The 19,882-nt window shown below is 60.2% G+C and carries 15 protein-coding genes; 8 read left to right on the forward strand and 7 right to left on the reverse strand.

Translation table 11 applies throughout. From position 1 onward, the window contains the following. The first annotated feature begins 31 nt into the window (after positions 1 to 31). Together WKF55_00645 and WKF55_00650 are read left to right on the forward strand one after the other, a co-directional pair. On the forward strand, positions 32 to 1,009 hold the full coding sequence (locus WKF55_00645; GenBank protein ID MEJ7758074.1) for an ABC transporter permease: 978 nt from the start codon (positions 32 to 34) through the stop codon (positions 1,007 to 1,009). Between the two features lie 411 nt (positions 1,010 to 1,420). After that, positions 1,421 to 1,780, forward strand: coding sequence for a DUF2784 domain-containing protein (locus WKF55_00650; GenBank protein ID MEJ7758075.1), 360 nt, complete (start codon positions 1,421 to 1,423; stop codon positions 1,778 to 1,780). A 14-nt stretch (positions 1,781 to 1,794) separates the two neighbouring features. On the opposite strand, the gene WKF55_00655 is transcribed toward WKF55_00650, so the two are convergent. Then, entirely contained in the window at positions 1,795 to 2,250 is a 456-nt protein-coding gene (locus tag WKF55_00655; GenBank protein ID MEJ7758076.1) for a hypothetical protein, read from the reverse strand. 14 nt (positions 2,251 to 2,264) lie between these two features. Between WKF55_00655 and WKF55_00660 the strand changes: the two genes are divergently transcribed. Further along, complete coding sequence (locus tag WKF55_00660) at positions 2,265 to 3,974, forward strand: hypothetical protein (protein ID MEJ7758077.1); 1,710 nt, start codon at positions 2,265 to 2,267, stop codon at positions 3,972 to 3,974. A gap of 94 nt (positions 3,975 to 4,068) precedes the next feature. Here the strand turns inward: WKF55_00660 and WKF55_00665 are convergent, their stop codons facing one another. Further along, complete coding sequence (locus WKF55_00665) at positions 4,069 to 5,709, reverse strand: glycosyltransferase (protein ID MEJ7758078.1); 1,641 nt, start codon at positions 5,707 to 5,709, stop codon at positions 4,069 to 4,071. Between the two features lie 386 nt (positions 5,710 to 6,095). On the opposite strand from WKF55_00665, the gene WKF55_00670 reads away from it, so the two are divergent. Then, positions 6,096 to 8,276, forward strand: coding sequence for a hypothetical protein (locus WKF55_00670; protein MEJ7758079.1), 2,181 nt, complete (start codon positions 6,096 to 6,098; stop codon positions 8,274 to 8,276). A gap of 15 nt (positions 8,277 to 8,291) precedes the next feature. On the opposite strand, the gene WKF55_00675 is transcribed toward WKF55_00670, so the two are convergent. Together WKF55_00675 and WKF55_00680 are read right to left on the reverse strand one after the other, a co-directional pair. Further along, a complete protein-coding gene (locus WKF55_00675; protein ID MEJ7758080.1) occupies positions 8,292 to 8,684 on the reverse strand; it encodes a nuclear transport factor 2 family protein in 393 nt (130 codons plus the stop codon). Positions 8,685 to 8,793: 109 nt separating this feature from the next. Further along, positions 8,794 to 11,976 carry a DNA/RNA non-specific endonuclease gene (locus WKF55_00680; GenBank protein MEJ7758081.1) on the reverse strand — a complete coding sequence of 1,061 codons (3,183 nt, stop codon included), beginning with the start codon at positions 11,974 to 11,976 and terminating at the stop codon, positions 8,794 to 8,796. Between the two features lie 222 nt (positions 11,977 to 12,198). Between WKF55_00680 and WKF55_00685 the strand changes: the two genes are divergently transcribed. Continuing rightward, complete coding sequence (locus WKF55_00685; protein ID MEJ7758082.1) at positions 12,199 to 12,903, forward strand: hypothetical protein; 705 nt, start codon at positions 12,199 to 12,201, stop codon at positions 12,901 to 12,903. A gap of 30 nt (positions 12,904 to 12,933) precedes the next feature. Here the strand turns inward: WKF55_00685 and WKF55_00690 are convergent, their stop codons facing one another. Together WKF55_00690 and WKF55_00695 are read right to left on the reverse strand one after the other, a co-directional pair. Further along, a complete protein-coding gene (locus WKF55_00690; GenBank protein ID MEJ7758083.1) occupies positions 12,934 to 14,124 on the reverse strand; it encodes a phosphatase domain-containing protein in 1,191 nt (396 codons plus the stop codon). 59 nt (positions 14,125 to 14,183) lie between these two features. Then, positions 14,184 to 16,034, reverse strand: coding sequence for a dynamin family protein (locus WKF55_00695; GenBank protein ID MEJ7758084.1), 1,851 nt, complete (start codon positions 16,032 to 16,034; stop codon positions 14,184 to 14,186). Between the two features lie 150 nt (positions 16,035 to 16,184). Here WKF55_00695 and WKF55_00700 point away from each other — a divergent pair, with 150 nt between their 5' ends. Then, complete coding sequence (locus WKF55_00700) at positions 16,185 to 17,366, forward strand: serine hydrolase (protein MEJ7758085.1); 1,182 nt, start codon at positions 16,185 to 16,187, stop codon at positions 17,364 to 17,366. A gap of 63 nt (positions 17,367 to 17,429) precedes the next feature. Here WKF55_00700 and WKF55_00705 read toward each other — a convergent pair whose 3' ends face one another. Further along, positions 17,430 to 18,491 (reverse strand): beta-N-acetylglucosaminidase domain-containing protein, encoded by a 1,062-nt coding sequence (locus tag WKF55_00705; protein MEJ7758086.1) that lies wholly within the window; start codon positions 18,489 to 18,491, stop codon positions 17,430 to 17,432. Between the two features lie 39 nt (positions 18,492 to 18,530). On the opposite strand from WKF55_00705, the gene WKF55_00710 reads away from it, so the two are divergent. Then, positions 18,531 to 19,451, forward strand: coding sequence for a carbon-nitrogen hydrolase family protein (locus WKF55_00710; GenBank protein ID MEJ7758087.1), 921 nt, complete (start codon positions 18,531 to 18,533; stop codon positions 19,449 to 19,451). A 1-nt stretch (position 19,452) separates the two neighbouring features. Beyond that, positions 19,453 to 19,854, forward strand: coding sequence for a hypothetical protein (locus tag WKF55_00715; GenBank protein ID MEJ7758088.1), 402 nt, complete (start codon positions 19,453 to 19,455; stop codon positions 19,852 to 19,854). The last annotated feature ends 28 nt before the right edge of the window (positions 19,855 to 19,882 follow it).

Below are 19,882 nucleotides of genomic sequence, written 5' to 3' on the forward strand. Positions count from 1 at the left end.
CTTCCACCGTCCGTAAATTCCCGGAATGTTGATGAGCTCCAACATCTCCGGGTCACTTGCTGTCGGCGTCCAGACCTTGCGCGCCAATCCGCTCAGGACGGTCCTCTTCACGCTTGGCGTCATAATGGGAGTCGCGTCACTGGTGGCAGTGCTGGCGATTGGCGACGGAGTGGAAGCTTTTGCGCGGGAGCAGAAAGAGAGTACTACTGATCTGCAGGCGTTGATGATTGTGCCATCCACGTCTGACATGATCGACAGCGTGCGCATTCCCCGAACGGACTATCCGGTCTTCACTCTTGCGGACGCCACAGAGCTGGCCGCCAGACTTCGCTCGACGGCGGTAGTCGCCATTCTCGTGCAGGGCTCCGCGCGAATCGCGGCCGACACAGGGCGCGCCCGCGCCGCGATTGTAACGGCGACCACACCTGCCGCGGCGCAGTTGATGAGGAAGCCTCTGGCCTCAGGCCGGTTCTTCACGGACAGAGAGGTGGCGGACCGCGAACACGTTGCAATCGTATCGCCGGCCTTGTCAGCAATCATTCAACCCGGTTCCCCGGCCGCAGCGGCGCTGGGTAAATCGCTGACTATTGAAGGGTCGAAGTTCACGATCGTCGGCGTCGCGCCATCCGACCCGCGACAGGGCTCCCTTTCCGTTTGGGTTCCCGTAACGGTGGCTTCCTCAGCGATGGCTCGGGTTGTCACACCTCGCGCCCCGGATCTTTATGTACGCGCGCTGCGGGTGGAAGATGTACCCCGCAATGAAAAAGAATGTGGAAGCATGGCTGACAACCAAGTTCGGCGCCTGGCAAACACGCCTGTCAATAAGCGGCGGACAGGGCCTCCGCCTCGATCAGGCGAGACAATCGGTACTCATATTCAAGATGGTGATGGGCACGTTCGCGGGGATTTCGCTTCTCGTCGGTGGCATCGGAATCATGAACGTTCTTCTTGCCGCGGTCACCGAACGGACCCGGGAGATAGGCATCCGCAAGGCGACAGGCGCGCGTAACCGGGACATCCTCGTGCAATCCTCGCCGAGTCGGTTGCGATCACGGGTGTGGGAAGCGTGATCGGCGCGGCGATTGGACTTGTTGTCGCATTTGCTGCCACTGCGGTGATGCGCTCCCAGACGCAGGCCAGCTCCACGCCGCATTTACCTGGCAGACAGTTCTGATTGCAGCGCTGGTGTCCGTCATCACAGGATTGGCCTTCGGAACATACCCCGCCCTCCGCGCCTCCCGGTTGTCTCCCATCGCCGCAATGCGTCACGAGTAGATTAGCCAGTGAACCGAAGAGTCATCCGTTACGAACAGCATTGGTGAATCGGGGGGAGAAATGGAATGTCGAGGATCCTTTTCATCGTCGTTACGCTCTTTCGATTGATGCCGCGTGTGGCAAAAGCACAACCCGGGTCAACCGCATGATCTACCGCTGGTTGGCGGATGCAGTCGTGATCCTGCACGTGGGGTTCGTAATTTTCGTGATGGTCGGCGGATTTCTCCTGATGCGCTGGCCAAAGCTGGTGTACGTGCACGTGCCCGCGGCGGTGTGGGGCGTGCTTATTGAATTCGCTGGCTGGACCTGTCCGCTCACTCCACTCGAAAACTCATTCCGCGCGCGCGGAGGTCAGGCAGGTTATGCCGGCGGATTCATCGATCACTATCTGATTCCAATTCTTTATCCCGCAGGCCTGAGCCGAAACATCCAATGGGTTCTTGGACTCTTGGCGCTTGGGGTCAACGTGCTCGCATATTACATGTTCCTGCGCAGGCGCAAATGACATCTCTCAAGTGGTCAGTCGATCGCCCGCACACCCTTGTGGTCGCCTGTTCCGATGGACGCCTCCAGGAGCAGACGGATGAGTTTCTGCACGTGCAGCTGGGCCTCGCCGGCTTCGATCGGTTTTACGTGCCGGGCGGCGGTGGCGCCCTTGCGTCGAGTGGACGCGATTTTATGCGCGCCCAGCAGCTGCGACGCGAGTGTGGATACCTGATTGAGCTGCACCAGATCGAAAGGGTGGTCCTGCTGTTTCACGGCCCGTCGGACCACGGCCGGCCGGATGCCGTCTGCGCGGATTACCGGCGAAAGTTTCCCTGGGCATCGCCCGCATTGCTGAACGACCGTCAACGCGTCGACGCTCTCGAGCTCATTGAGATCCGCAAACAATGGGCGCACAACGCCGAGGTACACGCGTATCGTTGCGAGGTCGACGGATCTTGCGATGTCACCTTCACGCCTCTCGACACTCACTTATGACTGCTGCCATGCATTACCGCTTATCGATTGCGCCTCTTTCCCTGGTGTGGTGGCTTGCCGCCTGCGCGACGCGCCCGGCGCCCGTCATCGACCCTGTGCCTGCAAACGCGCCGGCATCAGCGAACACGCCATCGATCACGGCAGGCCCCGCTGTCGCTTCGTCAGCCGCTACAGTGGCCAATCGCCTGGCGAAATACACTGCCGTCAAACTCACCGCCGACGTCACCAGCCTCACCGCGAAAGAAAAGCAGATGCTGCCATTGCTGATCGATGCAGCGAAGGCGATGGACGATGTTTTCTGGCGTGAAGCCTACGGCGATCCGGCACCGCTGTTGTCCTCGATCAGCGACCCGGTTACCCGCCAGTTGGTAACGGTGAACTACGGCCCATGGGATCGCCTCGACGATAACGCACCATTCATCACCGGAGCAGGCGTAAAGCCGCCGGGCGCTGGCTATTACCCGCGCGACATGACCAAAGCGGAATTCGAAACCGCAGTGAAGGCAGGGGGCCCGCAGGCAGATGCCCTCAAGAGTCTCTACACGCTTGTCCGGCGGAACTCCGCCGGCGCCCTGGTAACGGTTCCCTTTCACGTTGCCTTCGCCGCACAGCACCAGCTGGCCGCATCCAAACTCCGTGCCGCTGCGGCGCTCGCCGATGACCCGGGCCTGCGCCGCTATCTGGAGCTTCGTGCCGATGCCCTCCTCACGGACAATTACCAGGCCAGCGACCTGGCATGGATGGACATGAAGAACAACCGTCTCGAGATAGTCATCGGCCCTATCGAAACGTACGAGGATGCACTGTTCGGATACAAAGCGACGCACGAGGGGTTCGTGCTGATCAAGGACAAGGAATGGAGTGGTCGGTTGGCAAAGTATGCAGCCATGCTACCCGCGCTCCAGCGCGGTATTCCTGTGGCCGAGCAGTACAAGCGTGAAACTCCGGCGGCGGGTTCCGATCTCAACGCCTACGATGTGGTGTTCGTTTCAGGGGACGCCAATTCGGGGTCGAAAACAATCGCGATCAACCTTCCGAACGACGAAGAGGTGCAGCTCAAAAAGGGAACGCGCAGGCTGCAGCTGAAAAACGCAATGCGTGCAAAGTTCGACCGGATTCTGCACCCCATCGCCCGGGAGCTCATTGCAGACGATCAGCTGGGGCAGGTGAACTTCGATTCCTTTTTCGAAAACGTTATGTTCCACGAAGTTGCCCACGGACTCGGCATCAAGAACACGGTCAACAATACCGGTCTCGTGCGAGCCGCCCTCAAGGAACGCGCTTCGGCGCTGGAGGAGGGCAAGGCCGATATCCTTGGACTTTACATGATCCGCCAGCTCAGCGCCCAGAACGAAACTGCGACGGCGTCAATGGATGACAACTACGTAACCTTCCTGGCCGGATTGTTCAGGTCGGTAAGATTTGGCGCGGCCTCTGCACACGGACGAGCCAACGTTGCCGCGTTTAACTTCCTGAAAGGGATGGGAGCTTTCACGCGTGAGCCGAACGGCAAGTATCGCGTCAACGCAACGAAGATGCGCGAAGGCGTCGATGCGCTGTCGCGGCGCATCCTGGAGCTTCAGGGCAATGGCGATTACGACGGGTCCGGCCGCTTTACCGGTGAATTCGGCAAGATCGACACAACACTCCAGAGTGATCTCGACAGGCTCGGCACCCGCGGAATTCCGGTTGACATCATTTACGATCAGACGCGATAACAACCTTCCATGAGCCCACCGGCCCAGGCCCTGGCGCATGCCACGCCGCGGGCCGGATTTCGCCTCACCGCGCGGTGCCGGAGATATCAGAAGTTCAACCCATTCCGCCCAGCTCGAGCCGGAGCGTACGGGCTACACTGACCCAGTCGTATTTATCTCTGGCGACTTTTGCCAGAACATCCTTGTACGCCACGCCAACGTCGAGCGCCTGCGGGACATGCGTCACGATGTCGTGGACAGTGTCTTGAGGATCGACTTTCATTACCTGTGCTATCTCAGGCGGCAAAACTTCCGATAACGCATCTATGCTTGCGGCCATTCCTCCGAAGTATGTGCCCAGAGGAAAGCACCCTGACGCGAGTGCTTCGAGGAACACGAGCGGGCCCGCCTCCCGCACGACGGAGGGAAAAATGCCGACGTCACAGCACGGAAAGAGATAGCGCAGCTGGGTGTGAGTGAGATATCCTGTAAAGAGCACCTTGTCACGCCGGACATGCTGCTGCGCGAGCTCAAAATACAGGTCAAGCTCGCCCCTTGCCTCGAGTGCTTCGTAATAGAATCGCACCTTGCTCAGATCCTCGGCGCCCGCATCGCCCGTCGGATCGCCTTCGAGCGACCTGCCCCACGCAACGATGTTGTTGACGAGCTGCCGTTCTCCGTTTTCCAGTCCCCAGAGAAAGGCTTCCATCGGTTCTCTCAGTGGACCGTGTCCAACCACGATGAGATGCGCGTCGGGCGCCCGGTCGAGAATGAAAGGCAGCGCCGCAAAAATCGCTTGCGGGCCCTTGAGCGAAATCAGACGGCCTGTGAACAGCAGTGTTGGATCGCGCTCCCAGTCAACCTCGAGGAGCTTCTCTTCAATGTCCGAATCGGGTGCCTTGGAATCGTACTCACCGGCCTTCACAAACAGCTCGCGAAGATCGCTCTGGCCGAGCTCGCCGGAAAGGCGCGTGAGCATCGTATCAGTCTGGTCAGGCGTCTTGCCGCGGGCCGTGCCGCCGAGTGATGCGTATAACGATCCTATCTTCTCCCGTCGGCGCGACTTGAACACCGGATCGAATTGCGCGGTGTCCACGCCAAGGTGCAGCTCAATGCACTTTCTGCCGATGTCGGGCACCGAGCTGAATATCGTCGTCACGCGCTCTCGCATCTCCTTGCCGATCACGAAAACCGTAGCGGCATCTTCCATCGCCGAGAGCGCGTACCGCAGAAAGCGTTCATCCTTCTTCACTGCGTATTCGATTCCGCTTCCGTGAGGCATTATCGCGAAGAGCACCCCCAGTTCGCGGCTCACGCGTTGAGCTACCACCGACATCAGCACTGCATGGTTTGCATGTATGGCCTTGATGCCATTTTGGATCACAATCTTCCGAACCACCGCGACATTCCGGTCGATGTACGTTTCGAGCTCATCGTCAGTGAGCTCGATCATCGGCACGACCCGCTCGTACTCCTCGTATTTGTCCCAGACGAACACGGGCAAGGTCTCGCCAATGTCGGGCTGATGGAGAATGCATTTTCCCGCGTAGGGCACTTCGCGCGCAAACCGCCGCTCCACCGCACCGGAGATTTGGTGGCGATACGCCTCGCCAATCGCGTCGTAAAGGTCAGGATGGTTTTCCTGGCAGACGAGATGAACCGTCTCGCCGGCGCGGGCAAGAGCCGTGACGATCGATCTCGTCCAGAGGTTGCTTCCCGATCCCTCGAGAAGCCAGCCGTGCAGAATGCAGATCATTGAGCTTCCTGTGGCGGGGCTGCCGCCATGACGGGGGGCGATGCCCGGTGAGGCCCGGGAAGTCTGCTACTTGCCCCTGAACATCTGTGCACGAAGCACGGGCTCGATTCGTTTTGCGTCAAGCCCGCGTTCCGCCAGGACCCAGTATTCGAAGGCGGACGAAGCACTCTGCGCCTTGCAGCTCGGGCAGGTCTGAAGCTCGATCATTGCCATTCTCCATTCCGGAGAGTGAAATCACGACGCAAAATACGCGAACCGTAGCCATCATCGCGGCGTCTTTTCGCGCGGAACCGGATCAGACCCCACTCCTGAAGGTTACCAATAGTAGCAAATGCCCGCGCCCCGTGTACTTCGCGGTGTGGAAATACTCTCCAGGAAATAGCGTCATGCTTGCTTGCGTCTTCGCTGCCATCTCGATCGCCGCTTTGTCACAGGATACTGTTGCCCCGCAGCCGGCGGTCGACTCGGCTGGGCTTGTTACTCTGCTTTCCGAGGCCGCGCGTGTCAACGCGCAGATCCCCGAGCGCCTGCGCGCATATCGGGCCGGGATTGAAACGGAAATGTCGCTCGCTCTTCTCGACTCCGGTGGCCGGGAACGCACGGTGCAGATCGAGCAAATCGCAAGCGACGTCCGATGGCGCGCGCCCGGCCGGTATGATCAGCGCGTTACTGGCTACCGCTCACAGGCCGTCGGCCCTGCCTTTTCGCTGATGAGCATCTTTGGTGGCTGGACTACACCCACGCTCTACGGGAATCGGCTGCAGCTCGGCGTCATTCCGGCGACTGCATCGAGCAATCTGCCGCGGACAAACAGCGCAGGGTTGGCAATTCATCCGCTCGCGACGAGCCGCGACACATACTACGCGTTCAGCGGTGGGGATACGGCTGTTGTCCTGTTTTCGCAGGGCCGTCGCATTCCCGTCGTCAACGTGCGCGTAGAGCCGCGAATCAACGCTCCCGGCGACGCGATCCTTTTTTACGGCGACATGCAGCTTGACGCGGACAGGAAGCAGATCGTCCGGATGCGCGGCCGGATGGTCGAAGTGCGCAATGGCCGCCAGACGATCGCTTCGGGGAGCCGCATACCCGGGGTCAGCGGCGCGTCGTTCGTGGAGCTCGTGAACGTCGAGGTTGACGGGCAGTACTGGCTGCCCGCGTATCAGCGCACCGAGCTGCAGGCCCGGATCGGACTCTTCGGCGATTTCCGGAGCATCATCCGCATCGTGTCCCGGTTCAACACTTACCGCACCAATGATTCATCGTGGACCGCCCGATCCTCGGCGCCTCCCGGCGTGAGGCATCACCTCACCTTCGCGCCCTCCGACAGTCTGTCGCGGTTCGACGACTGGGCCAAACCACTGGGTGCCTCGAGCGAGGATGTCTACTACGCGGATTTTGACGACCTCGCACCTGCGGCGTGGAGCACCAATGGCAGATCGACGGTGCAGTTCCGCCCGCAAAGTCTCGGCGAGGTGTTTCGCTTCAATCGGGTCGAAGGCCTGTTCACCGGTATCGCCGCGAAACGGGACTTTCGAGATTCCGCGCCCGGACTTTCGGTGCGCGGATCGATCGGGTATGCGTGGGCCGAGGGCGTGCCACGAGGCATGTTCGGGATCGAGCAGCGGCGGGGAAGAACTACGGCTGGTATGCGCGTCGAGCGATCACTCAACAACACAAACGACTTTGTGCTGCCGCTGTCGTGGGGCGCGACAATCCCGGCACTGCTCGGAAGCCGCGACGATTTCGATTACCTCGACCGGCGAAGCGCGACGGCTTTCGTCAGTCGCGCGTTGGGGCTCGAGCGTCGGTCGGTGGTGCGATTCGAAATCGGGCCGGGGTCCGACAATTCAGTGCAACAGAACGCGTCGCAGGGACTGTACGTGGGCGACGGCGGGTTTCTGCCTAACCGCGGGATTGTGCCAGGAAGTTTCGTGCGCAGTGCGACCACACTCGAGCTCAATCCTCAGGTGAGCGGTCTCTTCGTCGACCGGGGGATCGGCGCGCGGGTGCACTACGAGAGAGGCGACGGCGACCTGCGCTGGCAGCGGCTGGAGCTTCGTATTGCCGCCCGGCGCGAGCTGGGGCCATTCGAGTTGTTCGCTCGGGGCGATGCCGGCACGCTGCTCGGAACGCCGATACCGCAGTCGATGTTCGAGATTGGAAGCAGCGAGGGTCTCGGCGCGTACGGGTACAAGGAATTTGCCGGTGATCGGGCCGCTATCGGACGGGCGACCGTTGGATACAACCTGCCGGTTCTTCGCGCACCCGTACGACTGCCCGCAAATCTCATCGTGCCGGGAATTGCACCCGGTGTGGCGGCCGGGATCCGTGCCGGATGGACGGACATTTCGGGACCGGCGGCGCAAACCGCACTGCTGCGGCTCGGCTCCAGGCTGGATACGGCGAGCGGGGTTGTGGTGCCAATCTCCCGGCCCACAGACGGCATACGAGCCACCGCTGAATTGTTGCTGACTTTTTTCAGCGGTTCCGTTTCAGTTGGTGTAACTCGCCCGATCGATCAGTCGGGACCCTGGAAATTTACCGGGAGAATCGGGCAGGGCTTCTGAGCAAACTTCCGTCTCTCAGGCGCCCGGAGCGTTGTAGAAGAACTGCTCCCGGACAATCTTGCCGTCTTCCACCGTATACAACGCCATTTCGTCCATCTTCATGCGGCGGCCTGCGGGCTTGAACGTGGTGTCGTAGACATAATGCACGGCAAACTGTTCTCCCGCCACGAATGGCCCGTTGACCTCGGCACTATGAACTTCGTTGTTCTCCACCCACCACTTGTTCTTGCCGCGAATGGCATCGATGCCCGTCATTTCCGCGGGCATTTCGTCGCTACCGGCGGATTCGATGCTTACGATGTCAGACGAGTAGAACTTGGTGATCGCGTCTTCGTTACGACCGGCGCGGCACATTGCCACGAGCTCGTTGGCGATGGCGGATACCGAGTTGGATGCGGAAGCAGTCATTGCGTGTCCTCGAATCAGGGGTTGTTTCTATACTATCGGGCGACTGAGGTGTTGTCACGATCCGGGAGCGTAACGACTGCGATACAAGATCGGTGTGAATGCCTGCTCTTCATCGAATCGAAGCGATCACGCGCGCCACGAGATTGCGCAGAGTAGTACCGTTGACCACCGACAGTCGTCCGCTCGCGACCAACCCGTCTATTTCCTTAAGCACCTCGGTGAGCTGTGCTGTAGCTACATGTTTCTGATCGTGTTCGAGATTCTGAATGGCGGCTTTTAGTTTGGCTGTGAGCGAGGCAGCGTCACCGCTGCCGAGGGCGCCCGCCGCTACAAAGTGCTCCACCAGCAAAACAGCTTTCCTCGCGCCATTGACGGGTACGAGTACCGGCGCCGGCGGCTGAGCAGCAGTTACGGTGATCGTTGCACTCCGGGTGGAGGTAACGTCGTCATCCGAGACCGTTACGGTCACCGTGTAAGTTCCTGGAGGGGCGTATGTGTGCGACAACGAGAAGCTCATACCCGACAGCTCAAGCTCGACGGGTCCTGAGCCATCGCCGTAATCAGCTGTGGCGGTCCATGTGTCTGTACCGGGGTCTGTGAATGACCCGTCAGCGGTGTAGACAGCACCGGAAGGCAGCGTTGCATCGGCAAGTGTACTGATTTCCGGCGCAACATTCGAAACGGTGGCTGTCGTGGAAACTGTGTCAGCCAGACCGCGAATGTCGGTGACGATGAGCCGCACCGTGTAGATACCGTCCTGAGCATAGACAAGCGCAACGGCAACTCCCGATCCCGTCGTTCCATCGCCGAAATCCCACGCATATTCGAGTGCGTCGTTGTCCGGGTCGCTCGAAAGCGCGGCACTGATCGACAAAACCGAACCCTCGAACGATTCGTAGGGACCGTCGAGTGCGGCAACTGGCGGTGCGGTCCCGCTCTCGACGGCGATCTCGATGTCGTCGCGCAGCAGCGACAAAACGTCATAGCCGGTCAGCGCCTCGACATCATCTACGGTTCTCTTGTACGTCTCCCAGTTCACGTTCCGGACTCCGGCATCGTTCGGCATGATGACCGCGACGACATCGATGTCCCGATAATCATCGATGTCTTCATTTCCCTGATCGCGTGGCATGATGACGGCGACTTTCCAGACGCTGTCGGGGATCGTGATCCTCCCCTGATCCTTGATTGTGCCCTTGCTGCCGAAGACACCCGCAATGATGTAGACCTCGCGATTTTGCAGACGGGCGAAGTCGCCGAGGTAATTCTCCAGCACCGCCCATGGACCCTGATTGAGGTCGGCTGCCTGTGGGATGATGTTCGAGAAGTAGAACGTGGTCGCATTATCCAGACTGCCGGACTCGCGATCGAACGACCGCGCGAGGTGCCCTCGGTCGATGGCATATCCGTGGAATGTGCCCGCCCCTGTGTAGGCAGCAGTCGTGTAGGGCGTTCCTGGCAGCAGCGGATCGTACGTGAAGCAGTCACAACGATCCTGCGGGCCGAAGTGGGTTGCGTCGAGATTGTAGCTTACCCAGTTAGGCGTACCAAGAGCGCTGTTCCACGAGCTTGTGAACTGATCGCGACGGATGATGAAGTCGTTGCTTGCATCGGCGTCGGTCGGATCACCAAACTCAGTGTTGCTGCCGTACTGGGCCGTGGTGCTGGCAACGGCAACACGCGTCGGCAGCGAATAAGTGGCAGTTGCCCCATCGGGGGCTGTGGCCCGGAAAATCGCGGTGCCGGGTGCAAGCGCACGCACGACACCGTCAGCGTCGATACTCGCAATTGTCGGTGTCTCGGAGGTCCATCTGAAGACGGTTGGAATCACCACCGCGTCCGGTCCGCGGAGAGTCGCGAAGATCTGGTCCTCGAACCCGACGGGAAGTGGCACATCTCCGACAGGCGCTCTTCCGGAGAACCCGATGCTGTTTCCGGGAGGCGGCGGAGGCGGTCCAACACCACTGTTGCAGCCACCGATGGTCGCGAGCTTCGGCGCCAGCCATACGCCGAGCGCGTTGCGCTGAAGGGACTGCCCTGCGGGCGTGTTGACCTCGGCGACGCCGATATCCCGCGAAACCCTGCCCGCAGCGGGTCCGTTGCTCGCAGTGAATGATCCCTCGTAGGAGAGAAACTCGACTACGGTGCCTTGGGCGTTTACCAGTGCAAAGCCATCCGGATCGCCGTTCTGGATGCCATCGGTGGGATACCTGATTGCAAGAACCCCCCGGCCGTCGCACATCGATGGAATGACTCCGGTGAGAGTCCTGGTGTCATACGCTTGACCCGCCGGAGTACCGCCGGCGTTGTAAAGCACGACGGTCCAGCCGGTAAGCACTGTACCCGCAGGCCCTTCAATCTCGATTGCCTCGTTGACGTCGGTGCCGGCATTGTCGTAGTGGATTTCGGAGAATCGCGTTTCCGGCGGCGGCGGCGGCGGGGTTACCTGAAGCGACGCCGTGTCGGCTTTGCCGTTCGCGGAGGCTGCGATGATCAAGGTGTTGCCGGGCGTGAGCCCGGTAGCAAGGCCGTTTGCGTTCACATTGGCCACCGCTGGAACGGTGCTGGTCCAGGTGAGCGTTGCGGTTACCGGAGCGTTGGCGGCATCGAACGCGGTTCCAACGAAAAGCCGGGTCGCGCCCTGCTCGATCGATGCGGTTTCAGGGGTTACGGTGACACGGTCGACGACGACCGGAGCCGGCGGATTGCTGAAGTCATTGCATGCGCCGAAGGTGCTCGCCTCGGGAGCTTTCCAGGTGCCGTCGCTGTTCCTCTGAAGGGATTGGCCGACAGGTGTGTCACCTGTTTCGGCGACGCCAATACTGGTGGATACCACACCGCTGGCCGGCCCGCCGACGGCGGTGAAAGTGCCTTCGTAGGAAAGAAACTCGATCAGTGTACCGCCGGGCGCGACCAGCGCGACACCGTCCGGATCGCCGTTCTGGATGCCGTTCGACGGGTAGCTGACGACCACGACACCGCGGGTAGAGCATGTCGCAGGAATCACCCCGGTGAGCGGCGAAGTAGTGTACGGCGCACCACCGCTGCCGTTGTAGAGAACCACCTGATAGCCCGTCAGATCTGTTCCCGCTGGTCCAGAAATCTCAACAGCCTCGCCGGCATCGGCGCCGACGTTGTCGTAGTGGATTTCGCTGATCCGCACCACAGGCGGAGCCACTGCTGCCACGAATCCTGGAGCGTCAACCGCTCCCGGGCCGCTGATGCTGTTTTCAGAGCACGACGTGCCCACAACAGCGAGCGTGACAAACGCGACACAGGTTCTGAAGCGCATCAGATTTTCCAGTGAGTGAGGGGCTGCGGCAGTGCGGAGCATCGCTGCGGTGCGTAAGCATTATATCCGCAATCACATGGCAATGTACTAAAAAGACTGTCACGGGAGACCCCGCGGCAAACGGCCACTTGTGCTCCGGCCGCTCGCTCAATCGGCTTGAATTTTAACCCTTCGCGGTGTATGCTGGCCTGCGCCAGAACCCACATCTGAAAGGAGATTGAGATGAACATCAGACCCGGAATTCTTCTGCTATCGCTTTCAATCCTGCTCGGCACCGGCTGCAAGAGCGACGAGGAAAAAGCCGCGGAAGAGGCAGCCGAGAGCATGGCTGAGGCCGGCAAGCAGATGGGGGAGGCAGGCAGGAAGATGGCGGAGGCGGCAAAAGCCGGTGGCTCGGGAATGGACGACGCGATGGCCGCAATGGGAGCCATGGGTGCGGCGATGGGCTCAAAAGACGGCAAGAAGGTCGAGACCGTTGATTTCCGTCAGCTCAAGGACCTGCTGCCTGAATCGCTGCCGGGCATGGCTCGAACGGATGCGACGGGCGAAAAAACCGGCGCGATGGGAATGCAGATCTCGACGGCTGAGGGTCGTTACAAGTCGAACGGGCCCGGCTCGATGTCGGTTACGATGACCGATATCGGCAGCATGTCGGGGCTCGCCGGAATGGCAAACTACGCGTGGTCGGCCACCGAGTACGACCGCGAGAGTGGCACCGGGTACGAGAAGACCACGACATTCAATGGCCACAAAGCCCAGGAGAAATACGACAGGAGCGGGCGATTTGGCGAATTGAGCGTGATGGTCGGCGGCCGCTTCGTCGTCAAGGCCGAGGGCAGGGACGTCGACATGAATGCCATCAAGGCCGCGCTTGGCAAGGTCGACCTCGCCAAGCTCGACAGGATGAAGAACAGCGGCGTGCAGTAGGCGTCACCTCTTCTGGATCCACAGGACGGTTCATGGTGCGTTCTCCCCGTCTTTCAGCTCGATTCCCGGCGCCGACACTTTGCTGTCGTCCTTTCCTTCGTCCGCTTTCTTTTCTTCACTGACCGCCGGCAACGCGTCGGCGCTTATCCATCCCTGAGCGGCTGCATGTTTCGCGGCGCCCAGGGTGTCTTCGGATAGGACGAGAGTGGAGCCCGCGGCAAGTACTTCATCCGCCAGCCGCTTTATCGACGCCGAGCGATCGGCGCTGCGAACGACATCTCTGATGTAGATCGCCCTCACGCGTTTCGGAAATTCCCCGACGATCTGGCGGTAAATCTCCGGATCGTGCTGGCTTGTATCGCCGATGAGGATGAATTCCATCGCGGGATAGCACTGCATGATGTTGCGTATTGCGACGCCCTTGTGTTCGAAGTGCCGGGTTGGCGCAAGGGATCCCAACCTCATGTCCCAGTCTCTCAACAGGATCGGCCCACGTGGAATTTTCTGCAGGTCCATGAACTCGGAAATCACGTCGTGGATATTCCATGGGCTGCTGGACACGTAAAACACAGGATTCTTTTCCGAGCCCACCAATCCGTTACGAAGCGCTTCGTAGAACGCTGCCACTCCGGGAAATGGGAGCCGCGTGCGGGCGTTGCCGAGTATCACCGTGCGCGCGGCGAGAAGAAAGTTGGATACCCGTGACTGAATGACAGTGTCATCGATGTCGCTGATCACGCCGAACCGCGCACTGTCCGCGGGCACGAGGGTTTCTCCACTGCCTTTTACCGTATCCTTCCCCGGAGGGACTGGCGAAACCAGTTCCACTGAATACTCATGCCACTCTTTATCGGAGTCGAGGGGAATGGTGGCTTCCATCCGGCCGCCAAAAAATCCCTCGTCATCGGCTTTCATGTCTGTCGTCGTTCCGCCGCCGTGGCCGATTGCGACTCCTGCAAACGGCAGTGGGTCGCTGTCCGCGCGCCGGTAGGTATTCAGAAGATTCTTCAGAATCGAGTCGGCATCAGTGCTCGCGGCGATCGAGCCTTTCTCGACGACCCGTCCGTAGACGTAGGCCTCATTCCGGTTGCCGAATCCCCGATACGAGACGATGGCGAAAGGATCGTCATCGAACACCGATCGAACCGCGCGCGCGGCTTTTTTCAGGCCTCGCGCCGCGCCATCGACAATGGAGTCCAGGCGGTCGGCGGAGTCGGTCATCGGTATGCGCCCATTTCCATGCCCGGTGGTTTGTGGACTACGTCACGAATTGCGTGGCCTCATCTGGGCGCGGCGGGCGGTGTCTCTTCCGGGAACGTCGCGATTACCCGCTGCTCGAGCGCACTCACTTCGCGCTCAGCCTCACGCAATTGTGAAAGGCCGCCTTCGAGCTTTGTCTTTTCGGTTTCGAGAAAACGCTCATAGGGCGCGACAACCTCGAGAAGCTGATCTTCATACCGACGGAGCTGCTCCTCAAACTTGGCGCGCAACAGCGTTGCCAGATCATCGTTCAGCTTCGCGATCTTCGTTTCGAAATCCTCGATCAGTTGACGACGTTTGGCAGGAATGATGAGCCACCCGGCAATCGCGAATATTGTTGCGGTGAGGATGCCGGTAACATCCAGCGCAGCAGTCGTGAACGCCGTCACCAGGAGTGCTCCGAGTCCGATAGCAAGTACGTTGACACCGAACGCCTGATTGACCGCTGCCTTGACGGAATCCACGATCTCGCGTGCTTCGCGATCGGAGTCGTACTCGCTAAGGCGACGTTCGACCGGTTCTCTTAGCCGGGCGAACATCTCTTCCCGATTGTACTGAAACTCTGTGTCACCGTGCGGAGTGAGAGCGCCTGATTCGCGGAGGCGCGCGGTATGCGCGTCAAGCTCAGCAAAGACGCTGCTCCAAAGACGAAGATTTCGCTGCACGGTCCAGTCGACCATCTTGTGCACTACTTCCTCGATCTGGTGAGGAGAGTCGGTGACGACTTCAGCGCGAAAGCGGTTCTCGACCGCGTCCTTGTTGCGCAGGAAGTTGGCGTTGCCGATTCGGATAGTGCGCTCGAACCATGAACGTCCGCGCCGTTCGAGCTCGTAAAGCACATTCCGGACTTCGATCAGGTACCGCTCGGAATCGGTGCGCATCTCCTTTGAGTACGCATCCAGTTGTTCGTGGATCGAGCGGAGAACGCGCGCATCTTCGTGCACCACGACGAGGCGGGTATCGAGCGCCGCGACATTGTTCTTCAGCACGTTGCGAAGAACGCCGAGTGGCGAGAGCAGCTTGAGCCTGACTCTATCGGTTTCCCGGAGAGTTTCGAGAACATAGCGCTCGAGTGCGGGATATTCGTTCCGTGGATCGACTATGCCCGGCGTTCCCTGTCCCGGCACAGCCGCTGGCGACGTCTGTGATTCCGGTAGTGTGCCAGATGCACCTGCATTTCCGGCGCGAGCCGCAAGTTTGCCTCGCAGAGCCTGAAGCGCACTTATGAAGTAGAGGGTCGGTGTCGTCGCACCCAGCCGGACTCCGATCTCCCTGTTGAGATACTCGCGCACGCGATCGAGCTGCTCATCGGAGTTGCGTCTGTCCACTCCATTGACGACAAAGACGACTTTCTTTCCCCATTCGCTGATGTGTGCGAGGAAGTCGAGCTCGCTGGCTGTCAGTGGTTGAAGCAGGCTGGTGACGAACAGCACGAGATCGGCGCGGGGGACGAACTGGCGCGTGATAGCTTCCTCCATCCTCTCGATGGAATTGGTGCCGGGTGTATCGACGATATCGAGGTCGCGCAGCACCTCGAGCGGATAGTGGTACAACTGGACATTCTCGCCGATCAGCTCTGGAGGCCCGGCCTTGCCGTAGCGGAGGATCGAGATATCCCGGGTCGTCGGAAGATCGCCCATGGCAAACACTTCATCGCCGAGGATGGCGTTGATGAAAGTGCTTTTACCGGTGTTGTATTCGCCGACGATGACGAGCAGAAACAGCTCGTCCATTTCATTGACCAGCGACGCCAGCCTTTCCAGATCAGCGCGCTGGCCGTCGCTCTGCGCGAGTGTATCGCGCACGCGAAGGACGAGCTGGCGTTCGAGTGCTACTAACTCACCCTGCTGCCTTGTAAGAACCTGTTCCAAGAGATAAGGCTCGCGCGGATTGTTTGGAGTGCTTGGTGATTGTTTCCTGCCAAAACAAGATGTATTACCGGGGGTTCAGCAGCAACGAAGGCGTCACTGCGGGCGTATCTTCCGGAACCGTCCAGGCCCCGTTCTCTTTACGGAAAAAGTATGAGAATCATGATGCGCTCCCACTCTGTTGTCCGTTTACGGTTCGCCGCGAAGATATTCCTCGCCCACCTGCTTATCGTGGGCTGCGCAACGTCGCAACACGCGCAGCGAACGGGCCCTTACTTTCCTCCGCGCGGCGAATGGCAGCGAAAATCCCCCGCCGAGCTCGGTATGGACTCGGTGAAGCTCAGCGCCGCCATTGAGTTCGCGCAATTGCACGGCGCCACCTGGGATTTCGCGCGGGATCAGGTTCGCACCTTCGGCCGGCCGCTCGGTCCGGTACCCGAGAAGCGCGCGGCGACCAACGGCATCATTCTCCGTCATGGCTACATCGTCGCCACGTTCGGGGACACCAAGGCGAGTGATCCTGTGTACAGCGTCGCAAAGAGTTTTCTGTCGACTGTCGCCGCACTTGGTGTGGACAAAGGCCTCATTAAGAACGTCAACGACCCGGTGGTCGCCAGCATTCGCGACGGCGGCTATGAATCTGCCCAGAATCGCCTCGTCACCTGGAAGAACCATCTTCAGCAGGAAAGCGAGTGGGAAGGGAATCTGTGGGGAAAGAATTCCGATTTCGTAGGTGCCGCGGAGTTCGGCGCCGGCGAGCGCAAGCCGCGGCCAATCAGGGCGCCGGGATCCTTTTACGAATACAACGACGTTCGCGTCAATCGATTTGCCCTCTCGCTCGCGAGGCTGTTCGGTTCCGGTCTGCCGGACGTTCTGAAAACGGGGATCATGGATCCGATTGGTGCGTCGTCAGACTGGCGCTGGGTGCCGTACGACAACTCACAAGTGGACATCGGCGGGCGACAGATCGGATCAGTCAGCGGTGGCACGCGGTGGGGCGGCGGCCTGTGGATGAACTCGGAGGATCTGGCTCGATTCGGATTGCTGGTTCTCAACCGTGGGAAGTGGGGAGAGCGCCAGCTCGTTTCCGAGCAATGGTTTCGGGACGCTCTCACGCCAGGCGCGCACGGTCCCGACTACGGATACATGTGGTGGTTGAATACGAACCGACAACGTTGGCCGAGCGCGCCGGCATCGAGCTTTGCTGCTCTGGGCAATGGTTCGAATACGATATGGATCGACCCTCAGCACGACATCGTCATCGTCTGGCATTGGCACCAGGGGTCGATGGACGGCCTGATTCAAAGAATTCTGGCGGCCGTAACGGAGCCGTAATCAACGATCAGCCTACGTGCAACGGGCAACGGTGTAACGGATAACGGGCAACGGGTATCCGACCTACTGCGTTTGCACGATCTCATCAGTAATGCGATACGCGCCATCGAGCCAGGCGATGATCTCGCGAGCCCCTGGATGGTTGACGCTGGAGTATCGCTCGCGCAGCAGCTTCTCCTTCTCTCCCAGCCGGTCGAGACCAACATCCTGCAAGGTGAGAAGATCCTCGTATACACGTGCGCCGAGTGATTCGCCGAGGACGAGCGCAGCTGCGCGCTGAAACGCTTCTCCGTATTGATAGGCGTCGCCCAATCGGTAACTCTCAGCCAGCGTGAGCGCAGGGATGCGACCGAGCACGGGCTGTAGCATGGGGTTGATACCATGTGCGCGTATGTCACCTGCGATCGAAGCTGGTCGGCCAGTGAACCCGCGCAGATGCAGGTATTGCGACATCCGCTGGCCATCGTTCACTGGATAGTTGTCCCACAGAAATGGTTTTCTCTTCAGTTGCTGCGTGACGCGAGCGATATGACCCGGAGAGAACTGACGGCTGATGACTTCCTCCCCCGTCCAGAAGATGTCGATCTCGGGGGTGAGCGAGGCGCCGAGCTGTTCGACATAACCGGGCGGGCGAGCGCCAAAAACCCGATCGAGAACCGGATCGTCAGAGTAGTAGCTCGGGCATACGATGATGCGAGTGCTTTTCGCCCTTTCACGCATCCACTGAACAATCTCGATCTGGCGCTCGGCGAGATGGGGTGAATCGCCCCGCATGTCGTCGAACAGGATTGCAAGGTCGTCGATCCCCACCTCATCGAAGAGCGCAAGCTTTTGAAACAGCGCGCGGCGGGCAGCATCGTCGAAAGCGGCCAACTCGTACGGACTGAGACCGATCCCGAAGCGAACGCCGACGTCGCGACACTTCTCGGCAAGCCTGGCGAGCTCACCGGCGGTTTCATCAGGATGAGGCTCGGCCCATTTGCGGCGGAGGTACGGGTCAGCCTTCGGAGCATACAAATAGAATCGGTAGCCGTGCGGCGCGAGGAACGAGACAGTCTCAGCCCGCTCTTCCCATGTCCATGGCTTTCCATAGAATCCTTCGATGATGCCAAGCTCGGGAATCAAATCGGTTCGCTCACGTTGATGAAATCGGGTGCTGCAACTATGCACGTTGCCATAGTACAGGCGGAAGTGGCAGCCGACCTCTCGCTCGGGATGAAAAAAACAGTTGCGCTTGCCGCCGACGCGGCTGCCGCGGGTGCGCAGTTGATCGTTTTCCCAGAGACGTGGTTGCCCGGCTACCCTGCGTGGCTCGACGTTTGTCGCGACGCAGCGCTCTGGGATCACGGTCCGGCCAAAACGGTATTCGAGCGTCATGCAGCGGAAAGTGTCGACGTTGCGGGCGAAGATGGTGCTGCGCTGTCCCGCCTCGCAGCTGAGCTCGGCGTTGTAGTCGTCATCGGAGTCGTCGAGCGCGTTGCTCGCGGTCCGGGCCGAGGTACGCTGTTCAACGCATTGCTCACATATGGCAGCGACGGTCAGTTGCTCAACCACCATCGGAAACTTGTCCCCACGTACACCGAGCGACTTGTCTGGGGCCAGGGCGACAGCAGCGGCCTGCGCGCAGTGGATACTCCGTTTGCGCGTATTGGTGGCCTTGTTTGCTGGGAGCACTGGATGCCGCTCGCGCGGCAGGCGCTGCACGACTCAGGCGAAGACATCCATGTGGCCGTCTGGCCGACGGTTCACGAGATGCATCAGGTGGCCAGCCGTCACTACGCGTTCGAGGGCAGATGCTATGTGCTCGCCGCCGGATCGCTGATGCGCGGCTCGGCGCTTCCGAGTGAGCTCGAGCCACACCCGGATCGCGTCAAGGGCCCCGACGACTGGATACTTCGAGGGGGCTCGGCGATCATTGCGCCGGATGGCGCATACGTCGCGGAGCCGGTGTTCGAGAGAGAAATCACACTCCATGCGGAACTGGATCCTGGCGCGGTGCGCCGCGAGCAGATGAACCTCGATGTGAGCGGGCATTACGCGCGCAGCGACTGTTTTGATTTTGCCATCGTGAAAGGAAAGCGATAGGATGGCCGCTGCAGCCCGGCGTCAACAGCTCGCGGGTGCTGCGGTTTGCTGCATCATTGGTCTCTTCATCGCGTACGTCGTGTGGTCGGGCAATCCAGGCCTGCGAACGCCTCCGGCGATCGCATATACGGCCGCCGGAATATTCGGCGCCGCAGGTATTTCACTGCTTTTTCAGGCTTATGGACGTGAGCGCGGATCAGTGCTGGTCGTTGCTCTGGTCCTCGGAGCCATGGCGTTGATAGCAACCTGGTTCGCAGTCGGACCCGGTGAACGGGAATGTACAGGAACCATTGGATTCTTCAGATTCGGTGCCGGTCAGACCGCTTGTCGCTCAGTTGCTGGAATCAGCGCCATCCTCACCGGAGGGATTGCGTTCATGGCGGGGAGAGCGCTGCGCAGCTGAACAACTGCGGATGTGACCACTGCTTTGC

Source organism: Gemmatimonadaceae bacterium (genome assembly GCA_037721215.1).
Lineage (GTDB): Bacteria > Gemmatimonadota > Gemmatimonadetes > Gemmatimonadales > Gemmatimonadaceae > UBA4720.

Coding starts and splice junctions, on each gene's coding strand:
- WKF55_00645 (MEJ7758074.1), top strand. CDS start 32: ATGAGCTCCAACATCTCCGGGTCACTTGCTGTCGGCGTCCAGACCTTG.
- WKF55_00650 (MEJ7758075.1), top strand. CDS start 1,421: ATGATCTACCGCTGGTTGGCGGATGCAGTCGTGATCCTGCACGTGGGG.
- WKF55_00660 (MEJ7758077.1), top strand. CDS start 2,265: ATGCATTACCGCTTATCGATTGCGCCTCTTTCCCTGGTGTGGTGGCTT.
- WKF55_00665 (MEJ7758078.1), bottom strand. CDS start 5,709: ATGATCTGCATTCTGCACGGCTGGCTTCTCGAGGGATCGGGAAGCAAC.
- WKF55_00670 (MEJ7758079.1), top strand. CDS start 6,096: ATGCTTGCTTGCGTCTTCGCTGCCATCTCGATCGCCGCTTTGTCACAG.
- WKF55_00675 (MEJ7758080.1), bottom strand. CDS start 8,684: ATGACTGCTTCCGCATCCAACTCGGTATCCGCCATCGCCAACGAGCTC.
- WKF55_00680 (MEJ7758081.1), bottom strand. CDS start 11,976: ATGCGCTTCAGAACCTGTGTCGCGTTTGTCACGCTCGCTGTTGTGGGC.
- WKF55_00685 (MEJ7758082.1), top strand. CDS start 12,199: ATGAACATCAGACCCGGAATTCTTCTGCTATCGCTTTCAATCCTGCTC.
- WKF55_00690 (MEJ7758083.1), bottom strand. CDS start 14,124: ATGACCGACTCCGCCGACCGCCTGGACTCCATTGTCGATGGCGCGGCG.
- WKF55_00700 (MEJ7758085.1), top strand. CDS start 16,185: ATGAGAATCATGATGCGCTCCCACTCTGTTGTCCGTTTACGGTTCGCC.
- WKF55_00710 (MEJ7758087.1), top strand. CDS start 18,531: ATGCACGTTGCCATAGTACAGGCGGAAGTGGCAGCCGACCTCTCGCTC.
- WKF55_00715 (MEJ7758088.1), top strand. CDS start 19,453: ATGGCCGCTGCAGCCCGGCGTCAACAGCTCGCGGGTGCTGCGGTTTGC.